This is a genomic window from Mucilaginibacter sp. Mucisp73, assembly GCF_059491465.1.
In genome coordinates, this window is record NZ_CP168507.1 from 5,452,734 (window position 1) to 5,479,488 (window position 26,755).

A 26,755-nucleotide genomic window follows, 5' to 3' on the forward strand; every position below is an offset into this window, starting at 1 on the left:
GTTGAAGTTTGCTTATGACCAGAAAAGGCGGGCTTATATATAAAACAAAAGCCTTTGTTCCCGTATGCAGCGGTAAAAAGGCTTTGTTAACAAAACTAAACTAAAACTAATGCTTCTTACTAAAGGAAGCTCATGAAAACCACCACATGCTTTGCACATGGTGGTTTTTTTATGATGGATGATTAAAATCTCCTTCTGCGCTCAGGACGATCTTCACGGGGCTTGCCTGAAAAATCACGGAAGCCACCACTGTGTTCGCGGCGTTCGTTGCCACGATATCCGCCTTCACGACGGTCACCACCACGGTAGCCACCTTCACGGCGATCTCCGCCACGGTATCCGCCTTCTCTGCGGTCACCACCGCGGTATCCGCCTTCACGACGTTCGCTGGTGCCTTCGCCTGAAATCTCGATCCTTACCGGACGACCTTTGTATTCGGCTTCTTTAAAGCTGGCCATCACTTTATCAACATCTTCATTCTGCACTTCAAAGAATGAATAAACACCCTTAACGTCGATCTTACCAACGGTACGGCCGCTTATTTTGGTAGTGTTACAGATGTAACCTAACAAATCGCCGCGGTTAAATTCATCAACCGAACCTAAGTTTATAAATAAACGGGTAAAGTTGCCACGTACACCATTGCCGCGTTCGCCGCGATCTTCAAACCTGTTACGGCCTTCTTCAATGCTGGCATTCAGGTCAGGAGCGTTTTTGTAATAATCAAGGAAACGGTTAAACTCAATTGAAGCAAAGCGTTTAATGAAATCTTCTTTGGTGAAATCTTTAAACTCGTCATAAATGCGCGGCAGGTATTGCTCAATCTGCTCTTCGTTAACAGTTACGTTATGTACTTTGTGAACGATAGAGAATAATTGTTTTTCGCAAACATCAAAACCTGTAGGGATCTCAGCTTTCACGAATTTTTTACCAATAACACGCTCAATCTGGCGAATTTTGCCTAATTCTTTGGCGTTAACGATAGAGATTGATACACCGGTTTTACCTGCACGGGCTGTACGGCCGCTACGGTGAGTGTAGTTTTCAATCTCGTCGGGTAATGAATAGTTAATAACGTGAGTTACGTCGTTAACGTCGATACCACGTGCGGCAACGTCAGTAGCAATTAATAATTGCAGACTGCGCTCACGGTAGCGTTTCATCACTTTATCGCGTTGTTGCTGTGAAAGGTCACCGTGCAATGAATCGGCATTGTAGCCGTCTTTGATCAGCGATTCAGCAATTTCCTGGGTTTCAATTTTGGTACGGCAAAATACGATACCAAAAATATCAGGATTAAAGTCAACAATACGTTTAAACGCGGCATACTTGTCACGTGCACGTACTATATAGTACTCATGCTCGATGTTGGCATTGCCGGTGTTTTTTGCGCCCATGGTAAGCTCGAAAGGATCGGTCATGTATTTTTTCGCGATCCGCCTAACTTCAGCAGGCATGGTGGCCGAGAATAGCCAGGTTTTTTTCTCTTCGGGTGTGGTAGATAAGATACTATCAATGTCTTCCTGAAAGCCCATATTGAGCATTTCATCAGCCTCATCCAATACTACATACTTCACAGCCGAAAAATCAATAGCCTTACGGTTAATGATATCAAGCATACGCCCTGGTGTAGCAACTACGATCTGTACGCCGCGTTTGATCTGGCGTAACTGATCCATAATGCTTGCTCCGCCATAAACAGCAACAACGTGTACGTTGCTCATTTTTTTGGAGTAGTTCTTAATGTCGTTCGCGATTTGTAAACAAAGTTCGCGTGTTGGGCATAACACAAGTGCCTGTGGATGATTTTCTTCGAAATCAAGCAGTTCCAACAATGGTAGGCCAAAGGCAGCAGTTTTTCCGGTCCCGGTTTGGGCTAATCCGACAAAATCGTTGCTGCCTGTTAACAATACCGGGATTGACTGCTCCTGGATTGGTGTAGGATTCTCAAATCCTAACTCAGAGATGGCATTAACAATATCATGACGGATTCCCAGTTCAATAAATGGGTTGTTCATGAATTAAAATAACGAATTTGACAACATCGTCAAATCGGGCGCAAAGATAGCGTTAATGTTTTAAAATTCCAATAGGTAGGTTGAGATAAAATGAAATTTAGTAGTATTATTGAGAATTCGCTACTAATTGACTGAAAAAAAACCAGTTAATTAATAATTTCATAACAAGAATTATCTTTTTCTCCGGTTTTTAAAGCCCGATTTATAGACGATGAACATTGTAATGAACATGAAATCATAAATCTATTACCTGGTTTTTACACCAGGATTGCAAAAAAAGAACTTATAACTGTAGCCATAAGCTCCAGTTATAAAAAAGGAAAAACAGACTTATAGCTTCCGACTTAGTACTGTGGACTTAACGCTAACCCGGGTTTACCTCAACCTGTCGGCCGATTTTACCAGCTTCTCATCTTTTTTTATGCTTTTTTGTGCGAAGATGACCAGTATGATGCTTAATGAAGTAAGGAACAGGCCAATACCCATCGTGCGTGTGTCAAGGGTAATGCTGCCTGCTGCGCCTTTAACAGTTTGTGCCATCCAGAAACTGTAGCCAATAAGTACCAGTATAGCACTGTAGCAGAAGGCTATTTGCTGTTTTCGGTTTTTATATAGAAAAATGATAACCAGGGGAATGAGGGCAACAATAGCTGTTATAGCGGTGAGTGCCACAAATGTTTGGGTATGTTGCTGTACGCCGTTCACATCCTGGTAAATACCGGTAACCATAATGCTGGATGGTTTATCATTAACATAGACGTTGTGGGCAAGCGGAAAAAAGAAAAGGGCGAACAGCACAAGGCTGGCGAACAAAAGGTAAATGCTTTGGATGCGTTGCAGCATGATATTAAAAATTATAAAGGCAAATATAAATGTTTTGCTTATTGGAGAAGCACTAATTTAATAGCGATATCGCTTGCTTTGAATGATAATTATTTAATGTATATTTATTTGTATTTAAACAATTGTCAAATGTCCCGCATTAGTGAACAAAATCCCGAAGATGTTAAATTTGAGAACGTCCATTTAAAAAGGATTTTCCTTGAGCACCTGAACAGTATTTATTTTGGTAAAAAACATCTGATTGATTTTTTTGAAGAGATAAAAGAGCTTGCATCCCTAGCTTATTTAAAGGAGGCCGTACAGGAATGTTATGAAGCTACCCAAAAGCAGCTTACCCATCTCGATTCTATTTACAGCGCCATTAATGAAACGCCATCAAAAACGACGGTACTTGGCATAAAAGCCATGACGCTTGAAGCTTATATATCGGCAATTAAAACCGGGAAAACTGCCATGGAGCGTGATGTGTTCATTGTATTTTATGTGCAGATCATCGAAGGGATTGAAATAACCTATTTTGATGTTTTGCGTAACCTGGCAAAAACCATTGGCTATAGCAATTCCTTTATCAATAAGCCTTTTAATCTGGCTGTTAAAAATAAACTGGCGTTTGAGGCTATCTATAAGGCCTATATAACCGAACCCGCATAATACTATGACCAAATTATGAACCCGGCATAGGCGGCAGATTATTAACTTTGCCGTCGTGAGCAACAACCAGCGTTATTTTATTGAACTGGCCTACAACGGCACCGCCTATCACGGCTGGCAAATACAGCAAAATGCCGTAAGTGTACAGGAATTGCTGAACAAGGCACTAAGCACAATTTTACGGCAGCCCATAGAAACAACCGGCTGCGGCCGCACAGATACAGGTGTGCACGCCAAGGAGTTCTTTGCGCATTTCGATATTGAGGGTAATAGTTCATCGTTCATAGATCATGGCAAAGCTGACGGCCATGAACCATCAACTATCAACCATGAACAAGTAACCAGGGGGTTAAACGCCCTGCTTCCACCTGATATCGCCATAAAAAATATTGTCCCGGTACATGCCGATGCGCATGCCCGTTTTGATGCCACATCGCGCTCATATCAATACCATATTCATTTTAATAAAGACCCTTTTTTGCAGGGATATTCATGGCAGCTGCGCGATGTGCCCAATATCGATCTGATGAACCAAGCCGCGGCTATTATGATGGAGTATATTGATTTTAGCTGTTTCAGCAAATCAAACACCCAGGTTAAAACCAATAACTGCAAAATTACCCGTGCCGAATGGGTAAAGACCGACAATGGCATCGTTTTCCATATCACTGCCGACAGGTTTTTGCGTAACATGGTACGCGCCATTGTGGGTACATTGATGATGATTGGCCGGGAAGAAATATCCCCTGAGAGCATTCGCGAAATTATTGAAAGCAAGAACCGCTCAAATGCCGGCACCAGCGTACCCGCCTGCGGCTTGTATTTGACGGAGGTGAAATATCCTTTCCCCCTAACCCCCTGAAGGGGGAACTATGGTGAAGAATAGTAGATGGATTTGGTGATATATAATTATACTTTAACTTTGAGATAGTGGCTAAAGATAAACAAGATAATAAGAAGGAAGCTTCCGCAGCAACAAATGGGGAAGCAACTAAACAGGCAGCACCCCCTTCAGGGGGCGGGGGGGGCGTAACCGGAAAGGCCCTTGACTGGAAGCTGCTCGCCCGGGTAATGCATTACGTTAAGCCGTATAACAAAACCTTTGTTATAGCTACTTTCCTGACTATTTTTATAGCTGCCAATGCTTTGCTGCAGCCAATCCTGATCCAGCGTACGCTGGATGTCAACATTTTGAACGACGATTATAACGGCCTGGTTTTTATGGTTGAGCTCATGATAGCTCAATTGATTATTCAAACTATTGCGCAGTACTACCAAACTTATTTAACCAATGCGCTGGGCCAATATGTGATCCGCGATTTGAGGATCGATATTTTTAACCACATTACCAGTTTAAGATTAAAATACTTCGACCGTACGCCTATCGGTATGCTTATTACCCGTACGGTGTCCGACCTGGAAACTATTGCCGATATTTTTTCGGAAGGGTTGATCTCTATCATGGGCGATATGCTGCTGGTAATCGCCGTGATTGGCTACATGCTTTGGCAGGACTGGAAACTGGCCCTGATTACGCTCATTCCGATGCCCTTCCTGTTTGCTTCAACCTATGTGTTTAAGGAGGCTATTAAGTCCTCATTCCAGGAGGTGCGTACGCAGGTGGCACGGCTCAATACTTTCTTGGCCGAACATATTTCGGGGATCAGCGTGATCCAGATCTTTGCCCGTGAAGACCAGGAGATGCGCAAATTTAAAGCCGTGAATGAAAAGTACCGCGATGCCAATATCCGCTCAAACTGGTATTACTCGATATTTTTTCCGGTGGTAGAAATCCTGTTTGCCATATGTATGGGCTTACTGGTTTGGTACGGATGTAAACGAATGCTGTCAGATAGTCAAATGCTAACTATTTCCGCATCAGGCAAGGGAATTACTCCTGGATTGATCACCAGCTTTATTGTATTGCTGAATATGTTGTTCAGGCCTATCCGCCAGCTGGCCGATAAATTTAACACCCTGCAAATGGGTATGGTAGGTGCCGACAGGATTTTTAAAGTATTGGATACCGACGAGGTGGCCGAAAATAAAGGCACACTTACAACAGGCAGGCTGCAGGGCGATATCAGCTTTGATAAAGTATGGTTTGCCTATAATGATGAAAACTGGGTACTGAAAAACATCAGCTTCCATATCAAGCCCGGCGAAACCCTGGCTTTGGTAGGGGCAACCGGCGCAGGCAAATCATCAACCATTAATATCCTGAACCGTTTTTATGAAATTGGCAAAGGTTGTGTAAAGGTTGATGGACATGATATCCATGATTATGATGTAAACTACCTGCGTTCGCAGATAGCAACTGTGATACAGGATGTGTTTTTGTTCAGCGATACCATTGCCAATAATGTCAGCCTCAATAATCCCAATATCACCCGCGAGCAGATCATAGCTGCGGCCAAAGATGTTGGCGCGCATGATTTTATCGAACGCCTGCCCGGCGGCTACGATTATAATGTGATGGAACGCGGCTCAACACTTTCGGCCGGGCAATCGCAACTAATCTCGTTTATCAGGGCACTGGTTTATAATCCCGCAATCCTGGTCTTGGACGAAGCTACGTCATCTGTTGATACAGAAACCGAGATCCTGATCCAGAATGCCATCAATAAATTAATGGAAGGCCGTACGGCCATAGTGATAGCCCACAGGCTTTCCACCATTCAAAATGCCGACAGGATCATTGTACTTGATCACGGCGAGATCATGGAAATGGGCAGCCACCAGGAATTGCTTAAAATTGAGAACGGGCATTACCGCAAATTGTATGATTTGCAGTTTAATTCGGCAGGGATTGTTAAGTCTTGAATTAGAAAGGCTTATTCTTAATAAAAAAGGCGTCATTGCGAGGGTACGAAGCAATCCCCGAGAATTAGAGCGGCTATGCAAGTCGATCTGTAAAGTTTGGGATTGCTTCGTACCCTCGCAATGACGCTTTGAGAGAACTCACTTCTTCGGTACACTCTTCACCGAATGAACCGGCTGTTCTTCTTTCTCGTGCTTTTTGACAATATCGCCTCCATGCGGGTTATCGGCACGATATTGTTTATCTTCTTTACGCACCTTGCTTTTATGCCCGTTGTCATTTGGCCTGTGGGTCGGGGTATCTGATGGTGAAGGTTTATCTTTTTCGTTTGCTGGCTTTGTCATGATTGAATAACAACAGCAACCGTGCTTTGTTTAACTCCAAGTTTAGATCAGAATTGATGTTTAATTTGTCTGAACCGGGATTTGGGGGGATTTTTCTGTTTTTTTCGGATGTTTGTTTGATCGGAATTTGTCGAAATCTGTGTAATCCTAAAAATCCCCCCAAATCCCGGTTCTGTTGTTAATAAATGTTAAATCTGTTAAGCTAAAGCGTTATTAAACATATTTATAAGCAATAAACTTTTACCTTTAGGGAGGGTTTCTTATTTTCGCAGAAATATGATATTAACTTGAGGGGGATAGTCATCTCAAATCTCATGTCTAATATCTCACATCTAACAAGAGTAAATGGAAGAATTTGAAGCAAGCGCATCCTCTAAAAAGACAAAAACCATCTACATTTCAACTGTATTTGGTATTGCCATGGTGCTGTTAATGGTAGGGCTGCTGGGTTTAATACTGGTATACGCTAAAAATATTTCGAGCTATGTTAAAGAAAACATCGTGCTTAATATTTTTGTTGATGATGCCGCCCACGAAAGCGATGTATTGCAACTTCAAAAACAGTTGGATGGCAACGTAATGGTAAAACAAACCCAATACGTAAGTAAAGAGCTTGCCGCCCGCAACCTGCAAAAAGATCTTGGCGAAGATTTTGTAAAGTTTTTAGGTTACAATCCGCTATCGCAGTCAGTTGATGTTTACCTGAAAGCGGAGTATGCCAATAACAAGGATATTGAAAAGTTTAAAGCCGAATTGCTTAAGAACCCATTAGTAAAGGAGGTTAAATATCAGCAATCGCTGGTTGACCAAATGAACCAGAATGTAACGACCATCAGTTTGATCATCCTTACCTTTGCCGGTATTTTTGTGGTGCTTTCGGTAGCGTTGATTAACAATACCATCAGGCTGGCCATTTATTCGCAGCGTTTCCTGATCAAATCGATGCAACTGGTTGGGGCTACAAAAGGGTTTATCCGCAAGCCTTTTTTACTGTACGGGATCTGGCATGGTTTATTAGGCGGGTTAATTGCTATTATCCTGCTGATAGGTACTTTATATGTTGCTTATGACAACGTACCCGACCTGGTGTTTTTACAAAACTACACCGAGTTTGGCATCGTGTTTTTAGTTGTAGTTGGGCTGGGTATTTTTATATCAGGCTTCAGTACCTTTTTAGCAGTTAACAAGTTTTTACGTTTAAAAATATACGATCTGTACAGATAGAGGTTAAAGGCCAAAGGTTAAAGCTGAAATGCTTGATCTGAACTTTCCATCACTAATTCACTAAATCAATAATTCACTTATTAAAAAGATATATGGCACAAAAATTTAAACCAGCCGGCCCTGTAAAAACAACTGCTGCAACATCGCCGGCAGCTACCGGTGCTGCAAAAGCTACTGCGCCTGCACAACCGGTACAATTTATATTTGATAAAAGCAATTACCGTGTGCTAATCATCAGCGTGGCGGTTGTTGCCTTCGGTTTTGTACTGATGTCGGGCACAACTGACATTTACAGCACTACCAAAATAGTTATCGCCCCAATAGTAGTTTTGGGCGGTTTTGCTTTGGGTTTCTTCGCTATCCTTAAAAAGCCTTCGGCTAATTAATACAGTAACCATGCTGAATTTTACAGTAGATATGTTTTAGTGAAAGATATCTACTGTAATAACATATACCTCTACCTCAACCCCTTAAAACCCCAATGAATTTAATCCATGTTATTATCCTTGCAATTATTGAAGGGATAACTGAATTTTTGCCTGTATCATCAACCGGGCACATGATCATTGCTTCATCAGTAATGGGCATAGCAGCCGATCCTTTTGTAAAGCTTTTTACTATTGCCATACAACTGGGTGCCATCTTATCGGTAGTGTTCCTGTACTGGAGAAGGTTCCTGCAATCGGTTAATTTTTATTTAAAACTGTTTATCGCTTTTATACCTGCCGCAGTATTTGGCGTATTGTTTAGCAAAAAGATAGATGCTTTATTGGAGAGCGCGCTTACGGTTGGTATTACCCTGTTTGTTGGCGGCATTATTTTATTGTTTGTTGATAAATGGTTCAACAAGCCGGTGATTAAAGAAGAAAAGGATATCAGCAATTTAACGGCACTTAAAATAGGCTTTTTTCAGTGTTTGGCTATGATCCCGGGAACATCACGTTCGGCCGCTACCATTGTTGGTGGTATGGCACAGAAACTGAGCCGTACTGCAGCTGCCGAGTTTTCATTCTTCCTGGCGGTACCTACTATGTTTGCCGCGACTGCAAAAAAACTATACGACTTCCATAAAGAAGGCCACATATTTACCGGCGAAGAAATTAAACTGCTGGCCATAGGTAATATCATTGCTTTTATTGTTGCCATGCTGGCTATTAAAACATTTATTACTTTTCTTGAGCGCCGTGGCTTCCAGATTTTCGGCTGGTACCGTATCGTGGTTGGAGCTGTTATTATAGGATTAATTTTGAGCGGGCACCAATTACAAACGATTTAAGCATTTAAGTATATCATATTAATTTTGCCGCGCCGGATCATTCTCATATCAAAAGAGATTGATCCGGCGTAGTAATTTATAGCTTGTCAGGCAATAGGGCCGAAAATCGTACCTTTGCGAAAAATCGGATAAATTGATCCGGTGTAAATAAAAGATTTGAAGAACACGTACACTAAAATAGAGGAATTTGCTGAGGGTCAGCTACTTCTGGTTAATAAACCGTACCAATGGACAAGCTTTGATGTGGTTGGCAAGCTCCGCAATTCATTTAAGCCGCTTAAACTAAAGGTTGGCCATGCAGGCACGCTTGATCCGCTGGCTACAGGCCTGTTGATCATTTGCACCGGTAAAATGACCAAGCAGATTGATACTTTCCAGGCCGAAGAAAAGGAATATACCGGGACCATGGTATTGGGTGCTACTACACCCTCGTACGATATGGAAACGGAGCCAGACAAAAGTTTCGACATCAGCCAACTCACCGAAGAAATGCTGCGTAACAACTGCAGACAGTTCATTGGCGATATCCAGCAATATCCGCCGGCGCACTCGGCCATAAAAGTTGATGGCGAGCGTTTATATGAAAAGGCACGCCGGGGCGAGGATGTGGAACTGAAGCTCCGTAACGTCACTATAACTGAGTTTGAACTAACCCGTATTGAGCTGCCCGAGGTGGATTTCAGGGTGGTGTGCAGTAAGGGCACTTACATCCGTTCGTTGGTGAATGATTTTGGCGCAGCTTTAGGCAACGGGGCTTACCTTTCAAAACTAAGACGCACACGGAGCGGTAACTTCAGAATTGAGGATGCCTGGGAAGTGATGGAACTGGTAAATACTGTAAGGGAATTAAAAGTATCAGATGTACATACAGCGCGGTAAAGGAAATTTACAAAGCTCAAACACTCCGGTTTTTAATCCCATCAACTAAAAATTAACTTTGTATTTTACTCATAAATGAGGGTTTACAATAATATCGACGAATTTACAGCGGTAAACAATGCAGTAGTCACCATCGGTACATTTGATGGGGTACACTTAGGGCACCGTAAAATTATATCAGGCATTAAGGAGCTGGCCGAAAGCACAGGAGGCGAAACGGTGATCCTTACTTTTTTTCCGCACCCGCGCATGATCCTGCACCCGGAAGATGAAAGCCTGAAACTGATAACCACCATTGCCGAAAAGGCCGAACTACTGGAACGCATCGGGGTTGACCATCTCATTATAACCCCTTTTTCAAGAGATTTCTCCAATCAATCCGCCGAAAGCTATATCCGTGATGTGCTGGTTAATAAAATTGGTACAAAAAAAATAGTAATAGGCTATGACCATCGCTTCGGTAAAGACAGGCAGGGCGGCTTTGAAGACCTGCAGCGCCTTAGCCCTGTGTATGGTTTTGATGTGGTAGAAATTCCCGAACAGGACATCAACGAGGTGGCCATCAGCTCAACCCGCATCCGTAACACCCTGTTAAGCGGCGATATTCATTTGGCTAACGCCTTTTTAGGCTATCCTTTCTTTATTACCGGAAAGGTTGTCCGCGGCGATCAGATCGGCCGTCAGCTTGGTTATCCGACAGCCAATATCGTGGTTGAAGAAAAATATAAGCTTATTCCATGCGATGGTATTTTTGCGGTAACAGTAATTATAGCTGATCAGAAATATAAAGGGATGGCCTACATCGGTAGCCGCCCAACGGTTAATGGCCTTACACGCAACATCGAGGTAAATATCTTTGACTTTGGCGAAGAGATCTATAATCAGACTATCCGGATGGAGTTTCACCACTACATACGGGGGGATGTTAAGTTTTCATCGCTTGATGAGTTGAAAGTTCAGTTGGCCCAGGATAAGGTAGATGTGCTGAAAGTCATGAATTGAACCATGATTTGCTTGATTTAAGGATTACCTTGAATTCAATATGGATTGGCAGCTTACGCACCGCATCAGGCAATCCCTAAATCAAGAAAATCAAGGTTTTAATGCTTGAAAAATGACAAGTAAACCTGTTTCACAATATGATACATCGCGAAAGCGAAAAATAATATAGCTATACTGGTATTGATAAGCCTGGTGCTTAACGCAAATCTTTCCTGTATGTATTTAGCGAATTTGGCATAGATAAACAGGCATAAAAAAGCACCTGCTGCCGAGCCCAGGCTAAAAATAACAAGGGCTACCCTGCCGTCAAGGATCCATTCATGCGTAATAAGGTATGTGCCGGTTACCATCCAGAAGGGCACCTGCATGGGGTTTAAAAAGCCTAATAAAATACCATATTTGATACTGGCATGTTCGGAGTAATTGGCTTTAGGCGGCTTGTTACGATGGATCCAGGTGATGTATCCCATAACGCCGAACAGCACTACCATTATCCAGTCGATAACTGTATTAAGTTGCAATTGCCCAGAAAGCCAGCGGGCAGCATGCATGATGAAATAAGTAAAGAAAAATTCAACAGCCGAAAAAGCGGTTATAAAGCGTACAGCTTCCTTAATGCCACGGTTTATAGTGATCTGTACTAAAGTTAGGTTTATGTTGCCGGGGGGAATATAGCCTATAAAGTTGGCTATGATCCCGATGAAAAATGTTAGAAATATCATCGTAGCAAAGATAGGTTGTTAATTTGAGTTGGCAAATTATTGTCTGAACCGCGATTTATAGGATTGGGGGATTACCCGGAGTCTGCATTGGAATCCAATAATCTGACAAATCCGTTTAATCCCGGTTCAGAATCTTCCTTACATTTGCAAACTTTAACTTGTTAACATGCCAACAAAAAAAATAGTTTCGTTACTACCGGCCGCTACCGAAATAATTTGTGCTTTAGGATTAGAGAAAAACCTGGTGGGGCGTTCGCACGAATGCGATTTTCCGGCATCTGTTAAAGAATTACCCATATGTACTGAAGCTAATTTTCCGGATGGTTTAAGCAGCGCCGATATTGATATAAAAGTGAAAGAGATCCTGGCCGATGCACTATCGGTTTATACCGTAAAACGCGAACAAATTAAAGCACTTTCGCCTGATGTATTGATAACACAAGCCCAGTGCGAGGTTTGCGCCGTATCGTTAAAAGATGTTGAAGAAGCGCTTGAAAACTACCTGGATAAACAGGCACAAATTATATCGCTGCAGCCTAACAGGCTCGATGATATTTTTAACGACATTGTTACCGTTGCTAATGCGCTGAACGTATCCGCGGCCGGTGCCGAACTGCTTGAAAACCTGCAGGAACGGGTTGACATTATTAAGCATAAACTTAAGTTTATAGATAGCAAACCCACCGTTGCCTGTATTGAATGGCTGGAGCCAATAATGATATCCGGCAACTGGGTACCAGGCCTGGTAAACATAGCAGGGGGAACGCCCGTTTTAGCACAGGAAGGGAAGCACTCGCCCTATATTGAGTGGGATGAGATCCTGCAGCAGGACCCGGAAATTATTGTGGTGATGCCTTGCGGCTTCAGTATTGAACGCACCATGCGTGAGATCAACCTCCTTTTGGACCGCCCGGGTTTTGCATCACTCAAAGCCGTAAAAAACGACAGGTTTTATATTGCCGATGGCAACCAATATTTCAATCGTCCCGGGCCCCGCATCGTTGATTCCATCGAGATCCTGGCCGAAATCATCCGCCCCAAACAGTTCATATTTGGTTATGAAGGTGAAGGATGGATTAAGTTTTCGTTGTAAAATACTGCCGCAGGTTTAGCGATAGCGTAACCTGTGGTGAACCATTACTGAAGCTTCCAGCTTAAGTAAAATAAGTGAAGCTGGAAGCTTCAATCATGCCTGTCACGGGGTACGCTACCGCTAAACCCGCGATAGATAGGTCTTCCGTGAAAAGACGCATTTGATGCGTCTCTACAAAAAACACTTATTAAAATAATTTAAAAAGTAATATATTTACCTGTCTGCTATCTCCCAGGCACAGGATCAATTATGAACAAAATTTTTACGCTGGTGGTTATCGCCGCGGTTTTTGTATGCAGCGGTTTTAAAATTAATGACGATAAAAAACCGAACATAACCAACCTGCACCTCACCTGGCAGGTAATGGATAATAACTATCAAAATAAAAATGAAGCGCTCACCGCACTGGTGATAACCAATAAAAGTCATGAGGTTTTGCCTGCGGGGGGATGGAAGATCTACTTTAATTCGGGGCGTGGTTTTACCAAAACAGCCGTCAGCAATAACGCTCTAATTGAACAGGTTAACGGAGATTTATATAGCATAACCCCTACATCCGGCTTCAAAGATCTGAAACCCGGTGAAACCGCCCGCATTGAATTTGTGTGCGATGACCCTGTGGTAAATATTACCGATGCGCCTGAAGGGCCATACCTTGTTTGGGATAACGCCCCTGAAAAAGGCTATTCTTTCGGCTCGTATGACATTACGCCGTACAAACCAACTTACCAGGGGTTGATAACACCCGAGATTGTTTTCGATAGGAATAAAACAGTTGCCGATATTCCTGCCGATCAGTTAGTAAAAGTTTTTCCTACGCCGGTAAGCTATGTGCTGGGCAATGGCACATTTACTTTTGCTTCTAATATACATATCACTGCATTAGATTCCCGTTTTAGTAAGGAAGCCGCATTGTTGGATAATTACATTTTAGCGTTGCTTGGTAAAAAAGGTGCTAACAGATACTCTGAAAACGCTATCTCCTTACAATACAAACCAGGTTTGGGCAATGAGGCCTATGAAATAAGCGTAAAGCAGGCGGCCGTTACCATCCGCGCGTCAACAACTACCGGCATGTTTTATGGCATCCAGTCATTCAAAAGCCTGATCCCAGCTGCTGCCCTGGCAAAAACTCCGCCATCGGTGCAGATCCCCTGTGTAGAGGTTGCAGACGCGCCACGTTTTTCTTATCGGGCTGTGATGCTTGATATAGCCCGTAACTTCCAGTCAAAACAGCAGGTATTGAAACTGCTCGAAGCGATGAGCCTGTACAAGCTTAATGTATTGCACCTGCATTTAACAGATGATGAAGGCTGGAGAATAGAGATCCCTGCGTTACCTGAGCTTACTTCGGTTGCCTCAAAACGTGGCCATACACTGGATAGCAAACATCATCTGCCACCATCGCATGGTTCGGGCCCGGAGGTTAACAATCCTTTTGGCACCGGCTATTATACGAAAGCAGATTATATCGAGATCCTGAAATATGCCAACGGTCGTCATATCACAGTAGTACCCGAGATCGAAACTCCCGGTCATGCCCGTGGAGCTATTAAAGCGATGAATGCCCGTTATGACCGACTAATGGCCGAAGGAAAAAAGGCCGAAGCTGAAAAATATTTGCTATATGATCTTAATGATAAATCTGAGTATCGCTCGGTACAATACTGGAACGATAATGTGATTGATGTATCGCTCCCTTCAACCTATAACTTTGTGGAGACTGTTGTAAATGACCTCATCAGCACTTATAAAGAAGCCGAAGCGCCACTGCCCACCATCCACTTCGGTGGTGATGAAGTGCCTGCCAATGTATGGGAAAAATCACCGGCTTATGCGGCGCTTAAAGCTGCACATCCCGAAATACAAAGCACCAATGATCTTTGGTATTATTTCTACGGTCGTGTTAATGAGATCTTAAAAGCAAAAGGTATCCGCCTTTCGGGTTGGGAAGAAATGGCGTTGCGTAAAACAACCCTCGACGGTCAGCCTGCTTACGTACCTAATCCGGATTTTACAAAAGAACACTTACAGGTTGATGTTTGGAACAACGTATTAGGCGGAGGGCAGGAAGATTTGGCTTACCGTTTGGCTAATAGCGGTTACAAAGTGGTACTAACGTGTGTTACCAACCTGTATTTTGATATGGCCAATTACAAATCATTTGACGAGCCGGGCTATTACTGGGGCGCATTTTTGGGTATAGATAAATTCTTTTCGTTTATCCCCTACGATTACTTTAAAAATGCCGACGTTGATAAACAAGGCAACCCGATAAACAGGAATATCTTCATCGGCAAGCAACGCCTTACCGATTATGGTAAAAGCAATATAGTAGGCTTGCAAGGTGCCTTATGGGCCGAAACAGTGAAAGGCCCCGAAAGAATGGATTACATGATTTTCCCGAAGCTGCTTGGCCTGGCTGAACGTGCCTGGGCGCAAGACCCGGCATGGGCCACCGAAAAAGATCCCGCAAAAAGTAAAGAAGCGTACCAGGCCGCCTGGTCAAATTTCCTGAATGTGTTAGGTAAACGGGAGTTGCCCCGCCTCTCTTATTATAACGGCGGCTATGATTACCGTGTGCCTAAGCCAGGGATCAGCCTGCAGGATGGTAAATATTTTAGTAACGTAGAGTTTCCGGGCTTAACTATCCGGTATACAACCAATGGTAAAGATCCCGACGCAGGTAGTAAGGTTTACACTGGCCCGGTTAATTACAATGGTGGCGTTATCAAATTCCGCGCTTTTGATCCAAAAGGCAGGGGTGGTAATATAGCTGAAGGAGGTAATAACAATTTGAATCCGTAATTCAGTTTGCAGTTTGCAAGCTTTAAAAAGGCCGTGTTCATATTAAAATCATGTCATTGCGAGGAGGAACGACGAAGCAATCGCATACATTACAGAGCCGCTCTGCTTCCGTGCGATTGCTTCGTCCCTCGCAATGACATGGTTTTACCTTCCGGGTTTTTATTGATTAAGGCGAGCGTAGTCGGCGATTACTATGATCTATGAACCATCAACTATTAACCATCTAATACATAAAATTCATCCCAACCGAGTAATTCCTCAGCGGAGCTGCATTATAATATCGGTTACCTACAGCATTCAAATCATTACCAAGGCTATATTTCTGATTCAGTAAATTATCCGCGGCAGCAAATATTTCAAAACGGATTTTACGGCTAATGGTTGGCTGATAGCTAACGCGGGACTGCAACAGGTTATATTTTGGCGCATATACGGTGCTTGCATCGTTCAGCGGAATTTTTGAAGTAAAGGTATGCTGAACAAATAATGCAATACTTTCAGGGAACCTGATCTGCAGGCTGCTCACAAATACGTTTTTAGGTACGCCCGTTAGCCTGTTACCCGAATAATTGGCATTGGTAACCATATAATCCCTAAACCTGAAGTGGCTATAGGTGAAAGATTCATTGAATTGTAATCCACGGATAAAACCATATTTACCCGGCCGGATAATCCAATAGTACAGCGAAGCTTCGGTACCAAGCTGGTTAGTACCACCCGCATTGATGTAATGTTCGGTTTCATTGGCATTAAGGCGACGTACTACGGCATTGTTTAAACGATAATAATAAACCGATGCATCCAGCATAAAAGTTTCATCCCTATTGCGCAGGCGGAAACCTGTTTCATAATTCCAGCCGTATTGGGCCTGCAGGCTTGTGTTTACAATATTATCAGTTGGCCGTACCTCGGCAGTTGTAGGACTTGAATAACCGCGACTTATACTTGCCCGCCACGCCAATGCGTTAATGAACTGGTATGATAAAGCCAGCCTCGGCATCAATTGCACGCTAAAGTTGCGGTTAGTGAAATTGTTTTGATTAAGCGGATACAGGTTTTTAAAATCATATCCATAATCGTTTAAGCTTACCGCGGCTTCAATATGCAGGCGTTTATACACATCGGCAGCATAACGGGCAAATACAAAATGCTGGTTGGTGTGGATATCATCAACGGTTTGGGTAGTATCTTTTACCCCCTTCTTATTGCCATAGTTGGCAATGTGCGAGTTGGTTTGCTGCCATTCAAAACCGAGATCAACTTTCCAGTCTAAATTGGGTTTCTTATCGCCGGTTAGTTCAAAATAAGTACGGAAACCATAGGTATTTTCACTGCGTTGCTCATAATTAGTAATGAACGGATTGGCAAAATCAACGTGGTTCCCAAACACGGCCAGCACGTTGCGGATGTGGTCGTTAAAATGATATTCGTTGGTTAAGCCGCCTAAATACATTTTGGTAGTAATACCTATGCGTTGCTGAATAGCCCCCGGCAAAGTTGCCGTAGGCTGGCGGGCTAATCGCGGATTAGCAATGTACTGGGCCAGGTTTAAGCCTCCCGGTGTTTGATAGACCAAATCGGAATAAATGCCCAGTGCTTTTAATGTGTTTTTACCGCTGTAGTTCCAGCTATCGGCCAGTTGCAGGTAGTTGCGATGGGTATCGCTGTTTTGCCGGTAGCCATGATAGGTTTGAAAACTTTGGTTAATGTTGAGCAGGTAATTGGCGGTTTTTAATTGTACTGCTGCTTTTTCATGAAACAACCCGTATGAACCGCCATTTACCCCCGCCGAAATATAGGTACTATCGTTATACCGGTTAAGCGGGCTAAGAATGACTACCCCGCCTGAATTTGCCCCAAATAAGCTGCCATCGGGGCCCTTTAATATTTCAACCTTTTGTATCGAAGCAATATCAATAGCATTTAAATAACTGTTACCCCCGGCATCTGTAAGGGGGATATCATCAAAATAGATCTTTACGTCCCTCACGCCAAAAGGCGAACGTAATAAACTCCCCCTGATGGATAAACGATAGCTGCCTGGCGAACGCTCCTCGGTACGTACCCCCGGAACCGTATTTAGCGCATTAACAAATGAGTTATCCGGCTGGATCCTGAGCTGGGCTGCATTAAGCACACTTACCGATGCCGGTACGCTTATCACAGGCTGGTCACTCAGGTAACCTTTGATTATTACCGGTTTAAGTTCGGTGGTGTCTTTTTTGAGGCGGATTTTATTTTGAGCATTGGCTGTAATAACAACAGCAAGTATAAAAGATATAAGAGTAAAGCGTTTTAGCATAGATTGACAATCAGGGGTGGCCCTCAAAAATAGCTGTTTATACTTGTAAAAGCATATTACAGATTTGTAAATATCTTGATGTTATGAATGGGCGGCGCTGAAACTTACGAAGTTTTGAAAACTTCGTAAGTTTGGGCTTGGGTCAATACCGCCCTTTTCCTTTTGCTCCCTAAATCTCAGGGGTGAGAAACAAACATAAAAGCCTTAACAAATTAATTTGCTAAGGCTTTTACGGTTATTGACCTAAAATGATATTATTAAATCTTTCCAAAAATCTCCGCGAGCTTATTCTCCAGGTCTTCGCCTCTTAGATTTTTGCCAATGATCTTTCCGTTAGGATCTAACAAAAAGTTTTGAGGGATTCCACGTACCGCATACAGATCGGCTGCTTTACTGTCCCAAAATTTAAGATCGGATACATGGTTCCAGGTAAGGCCATCTTTGTGGATAGCTGCCAGCCATTTATCTTTCGCATTCGGCCTGTCGAGCGAGACGCCAAGTATGGTAAAGTTTTTGCCTTTATAAGCGTTGTAAGCCTTTACCACATTAGGGTTTTCACGACGGCAAGGGCCGCACCATGAAGCCCAGAAATCTATCAACACATATTTACCACGAAATGATGAAAGGCTAACCATTTTACCGGCAGTATCAGCTTCAGCAAATTCAGGGGCGATTGCACCTAAAGCTACGGCTTTTAATTTTGGCAGGCGTTCGGCAAATTTCTTGCCTGCTTCGGTTGCTTTAATAGCAGGACTGAAGTTGTTGAACAATGGGGCAATATCCACGTAATCGGCACTGTAGGCATATGATTCAAGCGCGTTAAGGCTTACATATGAATCGGGGTTTTCCTGGATAAACTTTTTATTTACCTGCGCATCCTGGTCGTCGATCTTTTTTTCTTCGGCATTTAGTTCGGCCATTTGCTCCGGCGTGGCGGTTTTACGTTTTGCCGAAAGCGCCTCATAGGCATCATTAATCGGTTTTTCGGCCAGGTTATATTTTTCGTTATCGTTATTGGTTTTGGTACCTTCTATTTTGGCATCAGCAATTTTATCAGTTGCGCTTACGTTGATGGTACCTGGTTCAAGGTAAATGGAACGATAATCTTCTGAGCTATGCAGACCGGTACCTTTGGGGTTAAACAAAATATAACCGCTTACAGGTGTTGTTGTGCTTGTTTTACCGGTAAATTTAAAGGCTCCTCCGTTCAATACCGCCGAATCGACAACCGTTTTTCCATCTTTACGATATTGCACATAGACTTTCGCCGGTGCGTTATAGGCGCCAATTTTACCTTGCACAGTATATTGGGTATCCTGGGCAAAAGCTAAAGCAGGGACGCTTGCAATTGCTGTTAAAGCTATTTTTTTAATTGAGGTCAAGTTCATATCGCAATATAATAAAATTAGCCGGGTATTAAATATCCGGCTAATTCAACGGTGAATATGACATATAAATTAATATTGCCCGGGCAGGGCCTTAGTATCAATTAATTATATTTTCCAAATAACTGTTCCAGTTTGGCATCAAGATCTTCGCCGCGCAGGTTTTTTGCAATGATCTTACCCTGCGGATCGATCAGGAAGTTTTGAGGGATAGATGTTACTGAATATAACGCCGCTGCCTGGTTGTTCCAGAATTTAAGATCGGATAATTGCGTCCATTCCAATCCGTCGCTTTTAATGGCAGCAAGCCATGCCGATTTGCCGTCGGGCTTATCCAACGAAACCCCAACTACCGTAAAGTTTTTGTTTTTGAACCTTGCATAGTTACGTACCACGTTCGGGTTTTCCTGGCGGCAGGGACCGCACCATGATGCCCAAAAATCAAGTAACACATACTTGCCCCTGAACGACGATAGCTTTACAGGAGTTCCGTTAACGTCGTTTTGTATAAAATCAGGAGCTTCGGAGCCAATAGCCGTAACTTTTAGGGCGTCGAGCTGCACCTTCATCATTTTACCGGCTTCGGTATCTTTGATTTTTTGAGATAACGAATTGTATAATGGCTCAACTTCGCTAAGGTCTGGGGCCGGTCCGCTCACCGAGGTTAGTGCAAGTAAACTTAAATAACTATCAGGGTTGGCTGCAATAAAGCTTTTCAAGGTTGTTTTTTGCTCTGTTTGCAGGGCTTTATATCTTGTCTGCATGGCACTCCTAAAAGCTGCCGATTTTTGCTGCTCCGGCGTAGCTGCCTTGGCCTCAGCCATCAGTTTTTCTCCTTTTTGATTGATGGCTTTTAACTGAGCCTGAAGTTTTACATTATCTGTATTAAGTTGCGAACCTGTGATCTCCGCTTTATCTATCGAATCTTTACTGGTGATGGTGATAGTACCTTTTTCCAGGAAAAAATCTATGTCGTCGGCCGTCTTTGAAATCAGGCTGCCGTTATCGGCATATTTATAGTTGCCGTCGATAAATTTTTCGAGGGGTAAACCCTTGTAGTTAACGGCTAATGTGGCATTAACGGGGTTAAATATCGTGCCGGTAAATGAAAATGCACCGTTAACCACATTGGCCGAATCGGTAACATTATTAGCACCCAGTTGGTACGATAAATATACTTTGGCGGGTGTGGTGACATTGCCTAATTTACCATTAATAACAAAGGTGTCTGTAGCCTGTGCAAGCGCCGGTACCGGCAGCATGGCGGCTATGTAAAAAAATAATTTCTTCATTAAAATATATAAAACTCTACGCTGCTAACGTTTAAGCAAGTGTTAAAATTGTGAATATCAGTTTAATTTTTGATATGTGCGCCACCAAAGGTCCGGCAATTCGCCCGAGGTTGCAGTTTTATAGTCGGCATAGCTGCAGGGTACCAAATGAAAACGCTCATTAGGCGAGCCTGCCGAAGGGTAAGGCACCTGCATCCACCAGCGGTCGGATTTTTTACTTTTTACAAATATTACTTCCTGGTCGTCGTGGGTTAAGCTGGTTTTATAAATAAGGTATTGTGATTTAGGGTTAAGCGGAAAATCGCGCTTACGGTTATAAAAACCGTCAATAAAATACCAGATCATTTGCGCCAGTTGCCAGGCGGTTTGCCCGTTACTGTCATAAGCCGGGTTAAATTCATAAAAACCTATCGAGGTAAGTTTATCATTAAAGCCCGCGTAACGACAGAGCTGGCAGGCTTCCTCGCCATAAAAACCATTTGGTGTGGCATTGGCATTCCCCATGGCATCGGCAGCGCGAATTGCGCCGATATCGAAACTTACCATGCTGGCATTGCGGATGGCAGGTTCGGTAACAGCAATATTGCCGCTTAGTTCGCCCAAGCGGTGTACATCAAAATAGAGCTTGTCCATTACCCTCAGGCTGTCCTGGCTTACAAAATAGGTTTGGTAGCCAAGGTTGCTGAAGTTGAACAGGTAATTGGGATCATGCAGGAATATTTTGTTGAGATAGGAAGCAGAAGTAGTTTCAATGCTTTCGCCGTGATTATCTTCATCCAAATCAAAATGCGAATCGATTACCACCAGGTCAACTTTCTGTTCAAGCTCCTCATAACCCAGGTACTGGGCGTAAGTAAGATCCTGTCCCCCGCCTAAAATAACGGGGATGATGTCTTTTTTGATCAGTTCGCTCACTACAGTTTTAACGGCAAAGTAGGTGTCTGTTACCTTTTCGCCGGCACGAATGTTTCCGAGATCAGCGATTTTTACAGAGTAACCGCCTTCATTTAGCTGGTAAAGTTTTTCGCGAATATAATCGGGCGCAAGCGAGCAACCGGAGTTGCCAACCGCGTTACGATCATCCATAACACCGATAATGGCAATATCCGTTTTCTCCTCCAGATCAGGGAAATCGACAGAGTAATGCACAATTTTATCGCCAAGCTGGCTGGTATAATAGCCTTTTTTAGGAGCTATCTTTTTAAGATCAATCGGCGTAAAAAAATCAGCTAATGACATAATTATTTAATGTGCAGATTTCAGATGTGCAAATGTGCAGATTTTTTAGCCTAAAGCTTAAGGCTAAAAGCAGAAAGCTTTTCTTACCATGTTGCTTAAGTTTAAAAAAGAAAGCTTTAGGCCTTAGGCTTTCTGCTTTGAGCTAAAAAATAATCACATTTGCATCATGATCTTAATAACAGGCGCAACTGGTTTTCTTGGGGCCGAATTGGCAAAACTTTTAGTAACTACCACCGGCCAGCGAATCCGCTGCACCAAAAGGGTAAGTTCAGTTATCCCAAGGTTACTGTTGCCATATCAGGAAAACATCGACTGGGTTGACGCCGATATGATGGATATTTTTGCATTGACCGATGCGCTCGAAGGTATTACACAAATTTACCATTGCGCCGCCTGGGTATCATTAAAGCAGGCAGATAAAAAGCCGATGATCAGCACCAATGTTATGGGGACTGCCAATTTGGTTAACCTTTGCAACGAGCGCGGTATAAGAATGGTACATGTAAGCTCAATTGCTGCCATTGGCGCCGCAAAACCAGGGGAGTTAATTACAGAGAACCATCACCTGGAGCAATCGACAGAAAATGATGGCTATGCTATATCAAAATTAGAGAGTGAAATGGAGGTTTGGCGCGGAATAGCCGAAGGTTTGGACGCTGTTATCGTTAACCCATCGCTTATAATTGGCGCGAGCGCCGGTACCCAGGGCAGCGGCGCCTTATTCAACACGGTACGTAAGGGGCTTAAATTTTATACTTCGGGCACTATAGGTTTTGTTGATGTAGAAGATGTTGCCAAATGCATGGTAGGTTTAATGAACAGCAATATTACGGCCGAGCGTTATATCATCAGCGCCGAAAACCGGGACTACAAAGGTATGGTTACCGAGATAGCAAAAGGTTTCGGCATCAAGCCGCCCGCTATTTTTGCTAAACCCTGGATGATGGAGCTGGCCTGGCGCGGGTCCGCTTTTGTTTCGGCTATAACCGGTGGTGTTCCGGCTATAGATAAAACATCGGCACAAACAGCTTCATTAACCCGCGAGTTTGAAAACTCAAAAATTAAAAAGGCTATTGGGTTTGAGTTTAAGCCCATCAGTAAGACGATAGGGGAAATTTGTGAGGCGTTAAAATAATAAGAGGTTAAACCGATAACTCTTCTGCTCTGGCAATAAATAAATCATATTCCATTTGCAATCCTAACCAGTAATGGGAACTGATCCCTAAAAACTTTTCAAGCCTTACGGCCAGCTTTGCAGAAATATTCCTTTTTCCTGCAAATATTTCGCTTAAATGGTGCGGTAAAATATGGAGGGCTTTAGCTACATCCTTTTTGAGGATAGCCCTTTCTTCAATTTCTTCCTGCAAAAATTCGCCCGGATGAAATGCTTCTATTTCAATTTCCTTACCATTATGATCTAATACCTGATTATTCATAGTAAGTATAAAGGGCTCCTGGCCCGAGTTTTATGAGTAGTGATTGTTGATCTCTTCAATGCAAATAATCTCTAACCTGCTGATCTCGTTGTTTTCAATCCGAAATATTAAACGGTAAGATATATTCAATCGTATTGAATACTTTCCCTCATATTTCTTTCCTTTTAACTTTTCAAAGTGTAAGCTTTTAATCATTCTCAAATCAGCAGTGCTTTTTGCCTGTTTGATCTGATACAATCGTTTTCTAAAAGCTTTGATCACTTCGTCCGGAAAAGGCGATTTTCCGGTCACTTTATTGTAATTGGCCACTTCACCCAGAAAGTGATCTTCAATTATTACTTCCATTGCTATGGTTGTTTAAATATAAATGATTTAGGAGATTTCATTTGAGAGGTTTTGAGTATTAACTGAATTGTTAATAATGTCAAATATATCTTAAAGAAACCATATTACCAAAAAAAGGTTATTTTATTTAAACTACAAACTCTCTATACTTCCTCAGCAAATTTTTTCGCACCTTTGCAGCCAAGATGGAACAGTACTTTATTATTGATTTCGATAGCACCTTTACACAGGTTGAGGCCCTTGATGAACTGGCCCGGATCTCTCTAAAAAATCGCCCCGACCGCGAAGATATCTACAAACAGATAGAAGATTTGACCAATGCCTCGATGGAAGGTAAGCTGTCGTTTACCGAAAGTTTAGAGCGCAGGGTAAAATTGCTCAACGCCAATCGCGATCATTTAAAGCAACTGATCAGCCATCTTAAAAAGAAGGTTTCTACTTCTTTTTCGCGAAATACTATCTTCTTTAAAAATCACCAGGACGAGGTGTTGATCGTATCCGGTGGGTTCAAAGAGTTCATTACGCCGGTAGTAACTGAATATCACATTAAAAAAGAAAATATCTACGCCAACACTTTTGTGTTTGACGAGGAAGGCAATATTATAGGTTACGACCGCGAAAACCCGCTTTCGCAGGAAGGTGGCAAGGTAAAGCTGCTGAAAGAGCTTCAGTTACCGGGCGATATCTATGGCATCGGTGATGGTTATTCTGATTTTCAGTTAAAGGAATCGGGTATGATCAAAAAATTCTTCGCTTTTACCGAAAACATCGAACGTAAATCAGTAGCTGAAAAGGCCGACCATATTACCCCAAGCTTTGACGAGTTCCTCTATCTGAATAAACTGCCGCGTGCCATCTCCTACCCTAAAAACCGTATTAAATGTTTGGTTGTGGGCAACGTGGATGAGGATGCCTTAGACCAGCTTAAAAAAGAGGGTTACAACATGCGCCACCGCGATGATGTTGAAGAAAAATATCTTGAAGAAGCCGGTGTATTGTTTTGCGACGAAGAACATCAGCCAAGCGCCGAACAAGTTCAAAATGCAGGGCGGCTAAAAGTGATTGGCATTTTTGGCAAATGTAACCGCAAGCTGGCCGATGCTGCTGCCGAAAACGGGATCATTATATTTGACGACCCAAGGCATAACCCCCACAGTAATGATTTTCTTCCGAAAAGGGTAATGGCATTCATGAACGAGGGTAAAACGCATACCAGCTGTAACTTTCCCGATCTGCAGCCACCGCGCGTTAACAATGCCCACCGTTTAATTCACATCCATAAAAACGTACCGGGGATACTGGCTAAAATTAACGATGTATTTGCCCGCCATAATATTAACATTGTGGGTGAATTCCTGGTTACCAACCCGCAAATAGGTTATGTAATTACCGATGTTAATACAGGCTATGATACTGAAGTATTGAACGAGTTAAAAGCGATTGAGCATACGATTAAGTTCAGGCTTTTATATTAATTTTTCTCTTCAATATAAGGCACAACCAATACAGGGATCAATGATTTGTTGACCACCTGCTCGGCAACGTTGCCTAAAAAGAATTTATCGATACCGGTACGGCGGTGAGTGCCTAAAACTATCAGGTCGGCATTAAACTCCTTACTGCATTCAATAATACCTTCAGCTGTAGATCCGTATTGGGTGAAGTGAGCTATTTCCAGTCCCTCGCCCCATTCTTTTGCCGTCTGATCCAACAATGCGGCAGAGCGCTCGGTTTGCAATGTTTCTAATTCTGTGCCGGGCAGATTTATATTAGGATCAAATGGCATCCCTCCTAATAAACCGTCCTGGGTATCAGTGGGAACAATGATGGGTTCAACGATGTGTACCAAACCAACCTCGGCACTATAGGTATGGGCTATATCAAAAGCGTAGGCCGCTGCATAACGTGAAAATTCGCTTTCATCAATACCGATGAGTATCTTCCTGATCTTCATAATAATATTTATAAGGCTTGTACCTTAATAACAACCTAATACGGATATGTTTTAGCAGTATACTATTTTATTACCTTTGAAATATGCATTTCTCTCCCGAAATTGAAGACCGGTTAAACCGCCTGCAGGAAAAGTACGAAGCTATGGGCCAGGATATGAACTCATACCTTGATGGCCTGCTTTATGCAGATTTTTTAACCTATTGGGATTATATCCACCTGGATACCCTGCTTAGTTTACAAAACCCTAAAACCCCGTTTCCCGACGAGGAGATCTTTATCATTTATCACCAGATAACTGAATTGTATTTTAAGCTTGCCCTGCATGAGTGCAAACAAATTGCCGAGGCCAATCCGCTCACGGCCGATTTTTTTACAGCGCGGTTAAAAAGGATCAACAGATATTTTGGTGCCTTAACCCACTCGTTTGAGATCATGGTTGATGGCATGGAGAAAGAGCAGTTTCTGAAATTCAGGATGTCGTTGCTGCCGGCAAGCGGTTTTCAGTCGGGCCAGTACCGGATGATCGAGATCTACGCTACGGATTTTATAAACCTGGTTGCTAAAGATAAACGTGAGGAACTGCAGCATGCAACTATTGAAGCGCAATTTGAATACCTGTACTGGAAGTTTGGCGCTACCGAACTTTCCACCGGTAAAAAGACTTTGACGCTGAAACAGTTCGAAAAAAAATATTCAAAAACATTTATTGAACTGGGCAAGGCCGCTGTTAAGCACAACTTTAATACGCTGGCCAAAAAGTTTGAATCATCATCAGAACTGACTCCTGAATTGCGTAACGAATTGCGCCAGCTGGATATCAATGTCAACGTAAACTGGCCGCTTTCACATTATAAATCTGCGGTGCGTTACCTGAACCGTGAGCCGGAGGATATTAAGGCAACAGGCGGCACTAACTGGCAAAAGTACCTGCCGCCGCGTTTTCAAAAGCGGATCTTTTATCCCTGGGTATGGAGCGAAGAGGAAAAAGAGAACTGGGGTAAGGCCTGGGTTGATGATGTGCTGAGTAGTAATTAAGCCTGGCAATCATATTGTCAAAATGATGTTTTATATGTGATAATCACCATTTAACCATGCAATTTTTTGGTGTAGGCCATAAAA

Annotated in this window: 24 protein-coding genes; 13 read left to right on the forward strand and 11 right to left on the reverse strand. The window is 42.8% G+C overall.

Annotated elements, in window-relative coordinates:
- Positions 1 to 182 precede the first annotated feature (182 nt).
- Both ACEN82_RS22510 and ACEN82_RS22515 read right to left on the reverse strand, forming a co-directional pair.
- On the reverse strand, positions 183 to 2,018 hold the full coding sequence (locus tag ACEN82_RS22510; RefSeq protein ID WP_413320190.1) for a DEAD/DEAH box helicase: 1,836 nt from the start codon (positions 2,016 to 2,018) through the stop codon (positions 183 to 185).
- A gap of 375 nt (positions 2,019 to 2,393) precedes the next feature.
- Complete coding sequence (locus ACEN82_RS22515) at positions 2,394 to 2,861, reverse strand: DUF4293 domain-containing protein (RefSeq protein ID WP_413320188.1); 468 nt, start codon at positions 2,859 to 2,861, stop codon at positions 2,394 to 2,396.
- A gap of 129 nt (positions 2,862 to 2,990) precedes the next feature.
- On the opposite strand from ACEN82_RS22515, the gene ACEN82_RS22520 reads away from it, so the two are divergent.
- The 3 genes from ACEN82_RS22520 to ACEN82_RS22530 all read left to right on the forward strand — a co-directional run bounded on the left by ACEN82_RS22520 (position 2,991) and on the right by ACEN82_RS22530 (position 6,335).
- Positions 2,991 to 3,512, forward strand: a complete 522-nt coding sequence (locus ACEN82_RS22520; protein ID WP_413320186.1) for a DUF892 family protein — start codon at positions 2,991 to 2,993, stop codon at positions 3,510 to 3,512.
- Positions 3,513 to 3,567: 55 nt separating this feature from the next.
- Positions 3,568 to 4,374, forward strand: coding sequence for a tRNA pseudouridine(38-40) synthase TruA (gene truA, locus ACEN82_RS22525; protein ID WP_413320184.1), 807 nt, complete (start codon positions 3,568 to 3,570; stop codon positions 4,372 to 4,374).
- A gap of 209 nt (positions 4,375 to 4,583) precedes the next feature.
- Positions 4,584 to 6,335, forward strand: coding sequence for an ABC transporter ATP-binding protein (locus ACEN82_RS22530; RefSeq protein WP_413320199.1), 1,752 nt, complete (start codon positions 4,584 to 4,586; stop codon positions 6,333 to 6,335).
- A 138-nt stretch (positions 6,336 to 6,473) separates the two neighbouring features.
- Here ACEN82_RS22530 and ACEN82_RS22535 read toward each other — a convergent pair whose 3' ends face one another.
- Positions 6,474 to 6,677: a hypothetical protein gene (locus tag ACEN82_RS22535; protein ID WP_413320182.1), complete on the reverse strand. Its 204-nt coding sequence runs from the start codon at positions 6,675 to 6,677 to the stop codon at positions 6,474 to 6,476.
- 345 nt (positions 6,678 to 7,022) lie between these two features.
- Here ACEN82_RS22535 and ACEN82_RS22540 point away from each other — a divergent pair, with 345 nt between their 5' ends.
- The 5 genes from ACEN82_RS22540 (at position 7,023) to ACEN82_RS22560 (ending at position 11,058) form a co-directional block, all read left to right on the forward strand.
- The gene (locus ACEN82_RS22540) at positions 7,023 to 7,901 is read left to right on the forward strand and encodes a cell division protein FtsX (protein ID WP_090530733.1); all 879 of its coding nucleotides are present in this window, start codon (positions 7,023 to 7,025) and stop codon (positions 7,899 to 7,901) included.
- A gap of 92 nt (positions 7,902 to 7,993) precedes the next feature.
- Entirely contained in the window at positions 7,994 to 8,287 is a 294-nt protein-coding gene (locus ACEN82_RS22545) for a DUF3098 domain-containing protein (protein ID WP_413320180.1), read from the forward strand.
- Between the two features lie 95 nt (positions 8,288 to 8,382).
- Positions 8,383 to 9,177, forward strand: coding sequence for an undecaprenyl-diphosphate phosphatase (locus ACEN82_RS22550; RefSeq protein WP_413320178.1), 795 nt, complete (start codon positions 8,383 to 8,385; stop codon positions 9,175 to 9,177).
- A 147-nt stretch (positions 9,178 to 9,324) separates the two neighbouring features.
- Positions 9,325 to 10,056, forward strand: coding sequence for a tRNA pseudouridine(55) synthase TruB (gene truB / locus ACEN82_RS22555; RefSeq protein ID WP_413320197.1), 732 nt, complete (start codon positions 9,325 to 9,327; stop codon positions 10,054 to 10,056).
- Positions 10,057 to 10,131: 75 nt separating this feature from the next.
- On the forward strand, positions 10,132 to 11,058 hold the full coding sequence (locus ACEN82_RS22560) for a bifunctional riboflavin kinase/FAD synthetase (protein WP_413320176.1): 927 nt from the start codon (positions 10,132 to 10,134) through the stop codon (positions 11,056 to 11,058).
- Between the two features lie 98 nt (positions 11,059 to 11,156).
- Here the strand turns inward: ACEN82_RS22560 and ACEN82_RS22565 are convergent, their stop codons facing one another.
- On the reverse strand, positions 11,157 to 11,780 hold the full coding sequence (locus tag ACEN82_RS22565) for a LysE family transporter (protein ID WP_413320174.1): 624 nt from the start codon (positions 11,778 to 11,780) through the stop codon (positions 11,157 to 11,159).
- A 166-nt stretch (positions 11,781 to 11,946) separates the two neighbouring features.
- On the opposite strand from ACEN82_RS22565, the gene ACEN82_RS22570 reads away from it, so the two are divergent.
- Positions 11,947 to 12,873 carry a cobalamin-binding protein gene (locus ACEN82_RS22570; protein WP_413320172.1) on the forward strand — a complete coding sequence of 309 codons (927 nt, stop codon included), beginning with the start codon at positions 11,947 to 11,949 and terminating at the stop codon, positions 12,871 to 12,873.
- Positions 12,874 to 13,122: 249 nt separating this feature from the next.
- Entirely contained in the window at positions 13,123 to 15,681 is a 2,559-nt protein-coding gene (locus tag ACEN82_RS22575) for a family 20 glycosylhydrolase (protein WP_413320170.1), read from the forward strand.
- A 223-nt stretch (positions 15,682 to 15,904) separates the two neighbouring features.
- Here the strand turns inward: ACEN82_RS22575 and ACEN82_RS22580 are convergent, their stop codons facing one another.
- The 4 genes from ACEN82_RS22580 to ACEN82_RS22595 all read right to left on the reverse strand — a co-directional run bounded on the left by ACEN82_RS22580 (position 15,905) and on the right by ACEN82_RS22595 (position 21,899).
- Positions 15,905 to 17,983 carry a TonB-dependent receptor gene (locus tag ACEN82_RS22580; RefSeq protein ID WP_413320168.1) on the reverse strand — a complete coding sequence of 693 codons (2,079 nt, stop codon included), beginning with the start codon at positions 17,981 to 17,983 and terminating at the stop codon, positions 15,905 to 15,907.
- 257 nt (positions 17,984 to 18,240) lie between these two features.
- Positions 18,241 to 19,371: a redoxin domain-containing protein gene (locus ACEN82_RS22585; protein ID WP_413320166.1), complete on the reverse strand. Its 1,131-nt coding sequence runs from the start codon at positions 19,369 to 19,371 to the stop codon at positions 18,241 to 18,243.
- 101 nt (positions 19,372 to 19,472) lie between these two features.
- Positions 19,473 to 20,660: a redoxin domain-containing protein gene (locus tag ACEN82_RS22590; RefSeq protein WP_413320164.1), complete on the reverse strand. Its 1,188-nt coding sequence runs from the start codon at positions 20,658 to 20,660 to the stop codon at positions 19,473 to 19,475.
- 57 nt (positions 20,661 to 20,717) lie between these two features.
- Positions 20,718 to 21,899 carry a formimidoylglutamase gene (locus ACEN82_RS22595; RefSeq protein WP_413320162.1) on the reverse strand — a complete coding sequence of 394 codons (1,182 nt, stop codon included), beginning with the start codon at positions 21,897 to 21,899 and terminating at the stop codon, positions 20,718 to 20,720.
- Between the two features lie 166 nt (positions 21,900 to 22,065).
- On the opposite strand from ACEN82_RS22595, the gene ACEN82_RS22600 reads away from it, so the two are divergent.
- Positions 22,066 to 23,034, forward strand: a complete 969-nt coding sequence (locus ACEN82_RS22600; RefSeq protein ID WP_413320160.1) for an NAD-dependent epimerase/dehydratase family protein — start codon at positions 22,066 to 22,068, stop codon at positions 23,032 to 23,034.
- Between the two features lie 7 nt (positions 23,035 to 23,041).
- Here ACEN82_RS22600 and ACEN82_RS22605 read toward each other — a convergent pair whose 3' ends face one another.
- Entirely contained in the window at positions 23,042 to 23,335 is a 294-nt protein-coding gene (locus tag ACEN82_RS22605; RefSeq protein ID WP_188834316.1) for a HigA family addiction module antitoxin, read from the reverse strand.
- A gap of 30 nt (positions 23,336 to 23,365) precedes the next feature.
- The gene (locus tag ACEN82_RS22610) at positions 23,366 to 23,680 is read right to left on the reverse strand and encodes a type II toxin-antitoxin system RelE/ParE family toxin (protein WP_413320158.1); all 315 of its coding nucleotides are present in this window, start codon (positions 23,678 to 23,680) and stop codon (positions 23,366 to 23,368) included.
- A gap of 185 nt (positions 23,681 to 23,865) precedes the next feature.
- Between ACEN82_RS22610 and ACEN82_RS22615 the strand changes: the two genes are divergently transcribed.
- Entirely contained in the window at positions 23,866 to 25,155 is a 1,290-nt protein-coding gene (locus ACEN82_RS22615) for an HAD-IB family phosphatase (protein ID WP_373615262.1), read from the forward strand.
- Here the strand turns inward: ACEN82_RS22615 and ACEN82_RS22620 are convergent.
- Positions 25,152 to 25,634 carry a universal stress protein gene (locus ACEN82_RS22620; protein WP_413320156.1) on the reverse strand — a complete coding sequence of 161 codons (483 nt, stop codon included), beginning with the start codon at positions 25,632 to 25,634 and terminating at the stop codon, positions 25,152 to 25,154. The two genes, ACEN82_RS22615 and ACEN82_RS22620, sit on opposite strands and share 4 nt — an antisense overlap.
- Positions 25,635 to 25,717: 83 nt before the next feature.
- On the opposite strand from ACEN82_RS22620, the gene ACEN82_RS22625 reads away from it, so the two are divergent.
- Positions 25,718 to 26,671 (forward strand): tryptophan 2,3-dioxygenase family protein, encoded by a 954-nt coding sequence (locus ACEN82_RS22625; protein WP_413320154.1) that lies wholly within the window; start codon positions 25,718 to 25,720, stop codon positions 26,669 to 26,671.
- Positions 26,672 to 26,755: the final 84 nt, after the last annotated feature.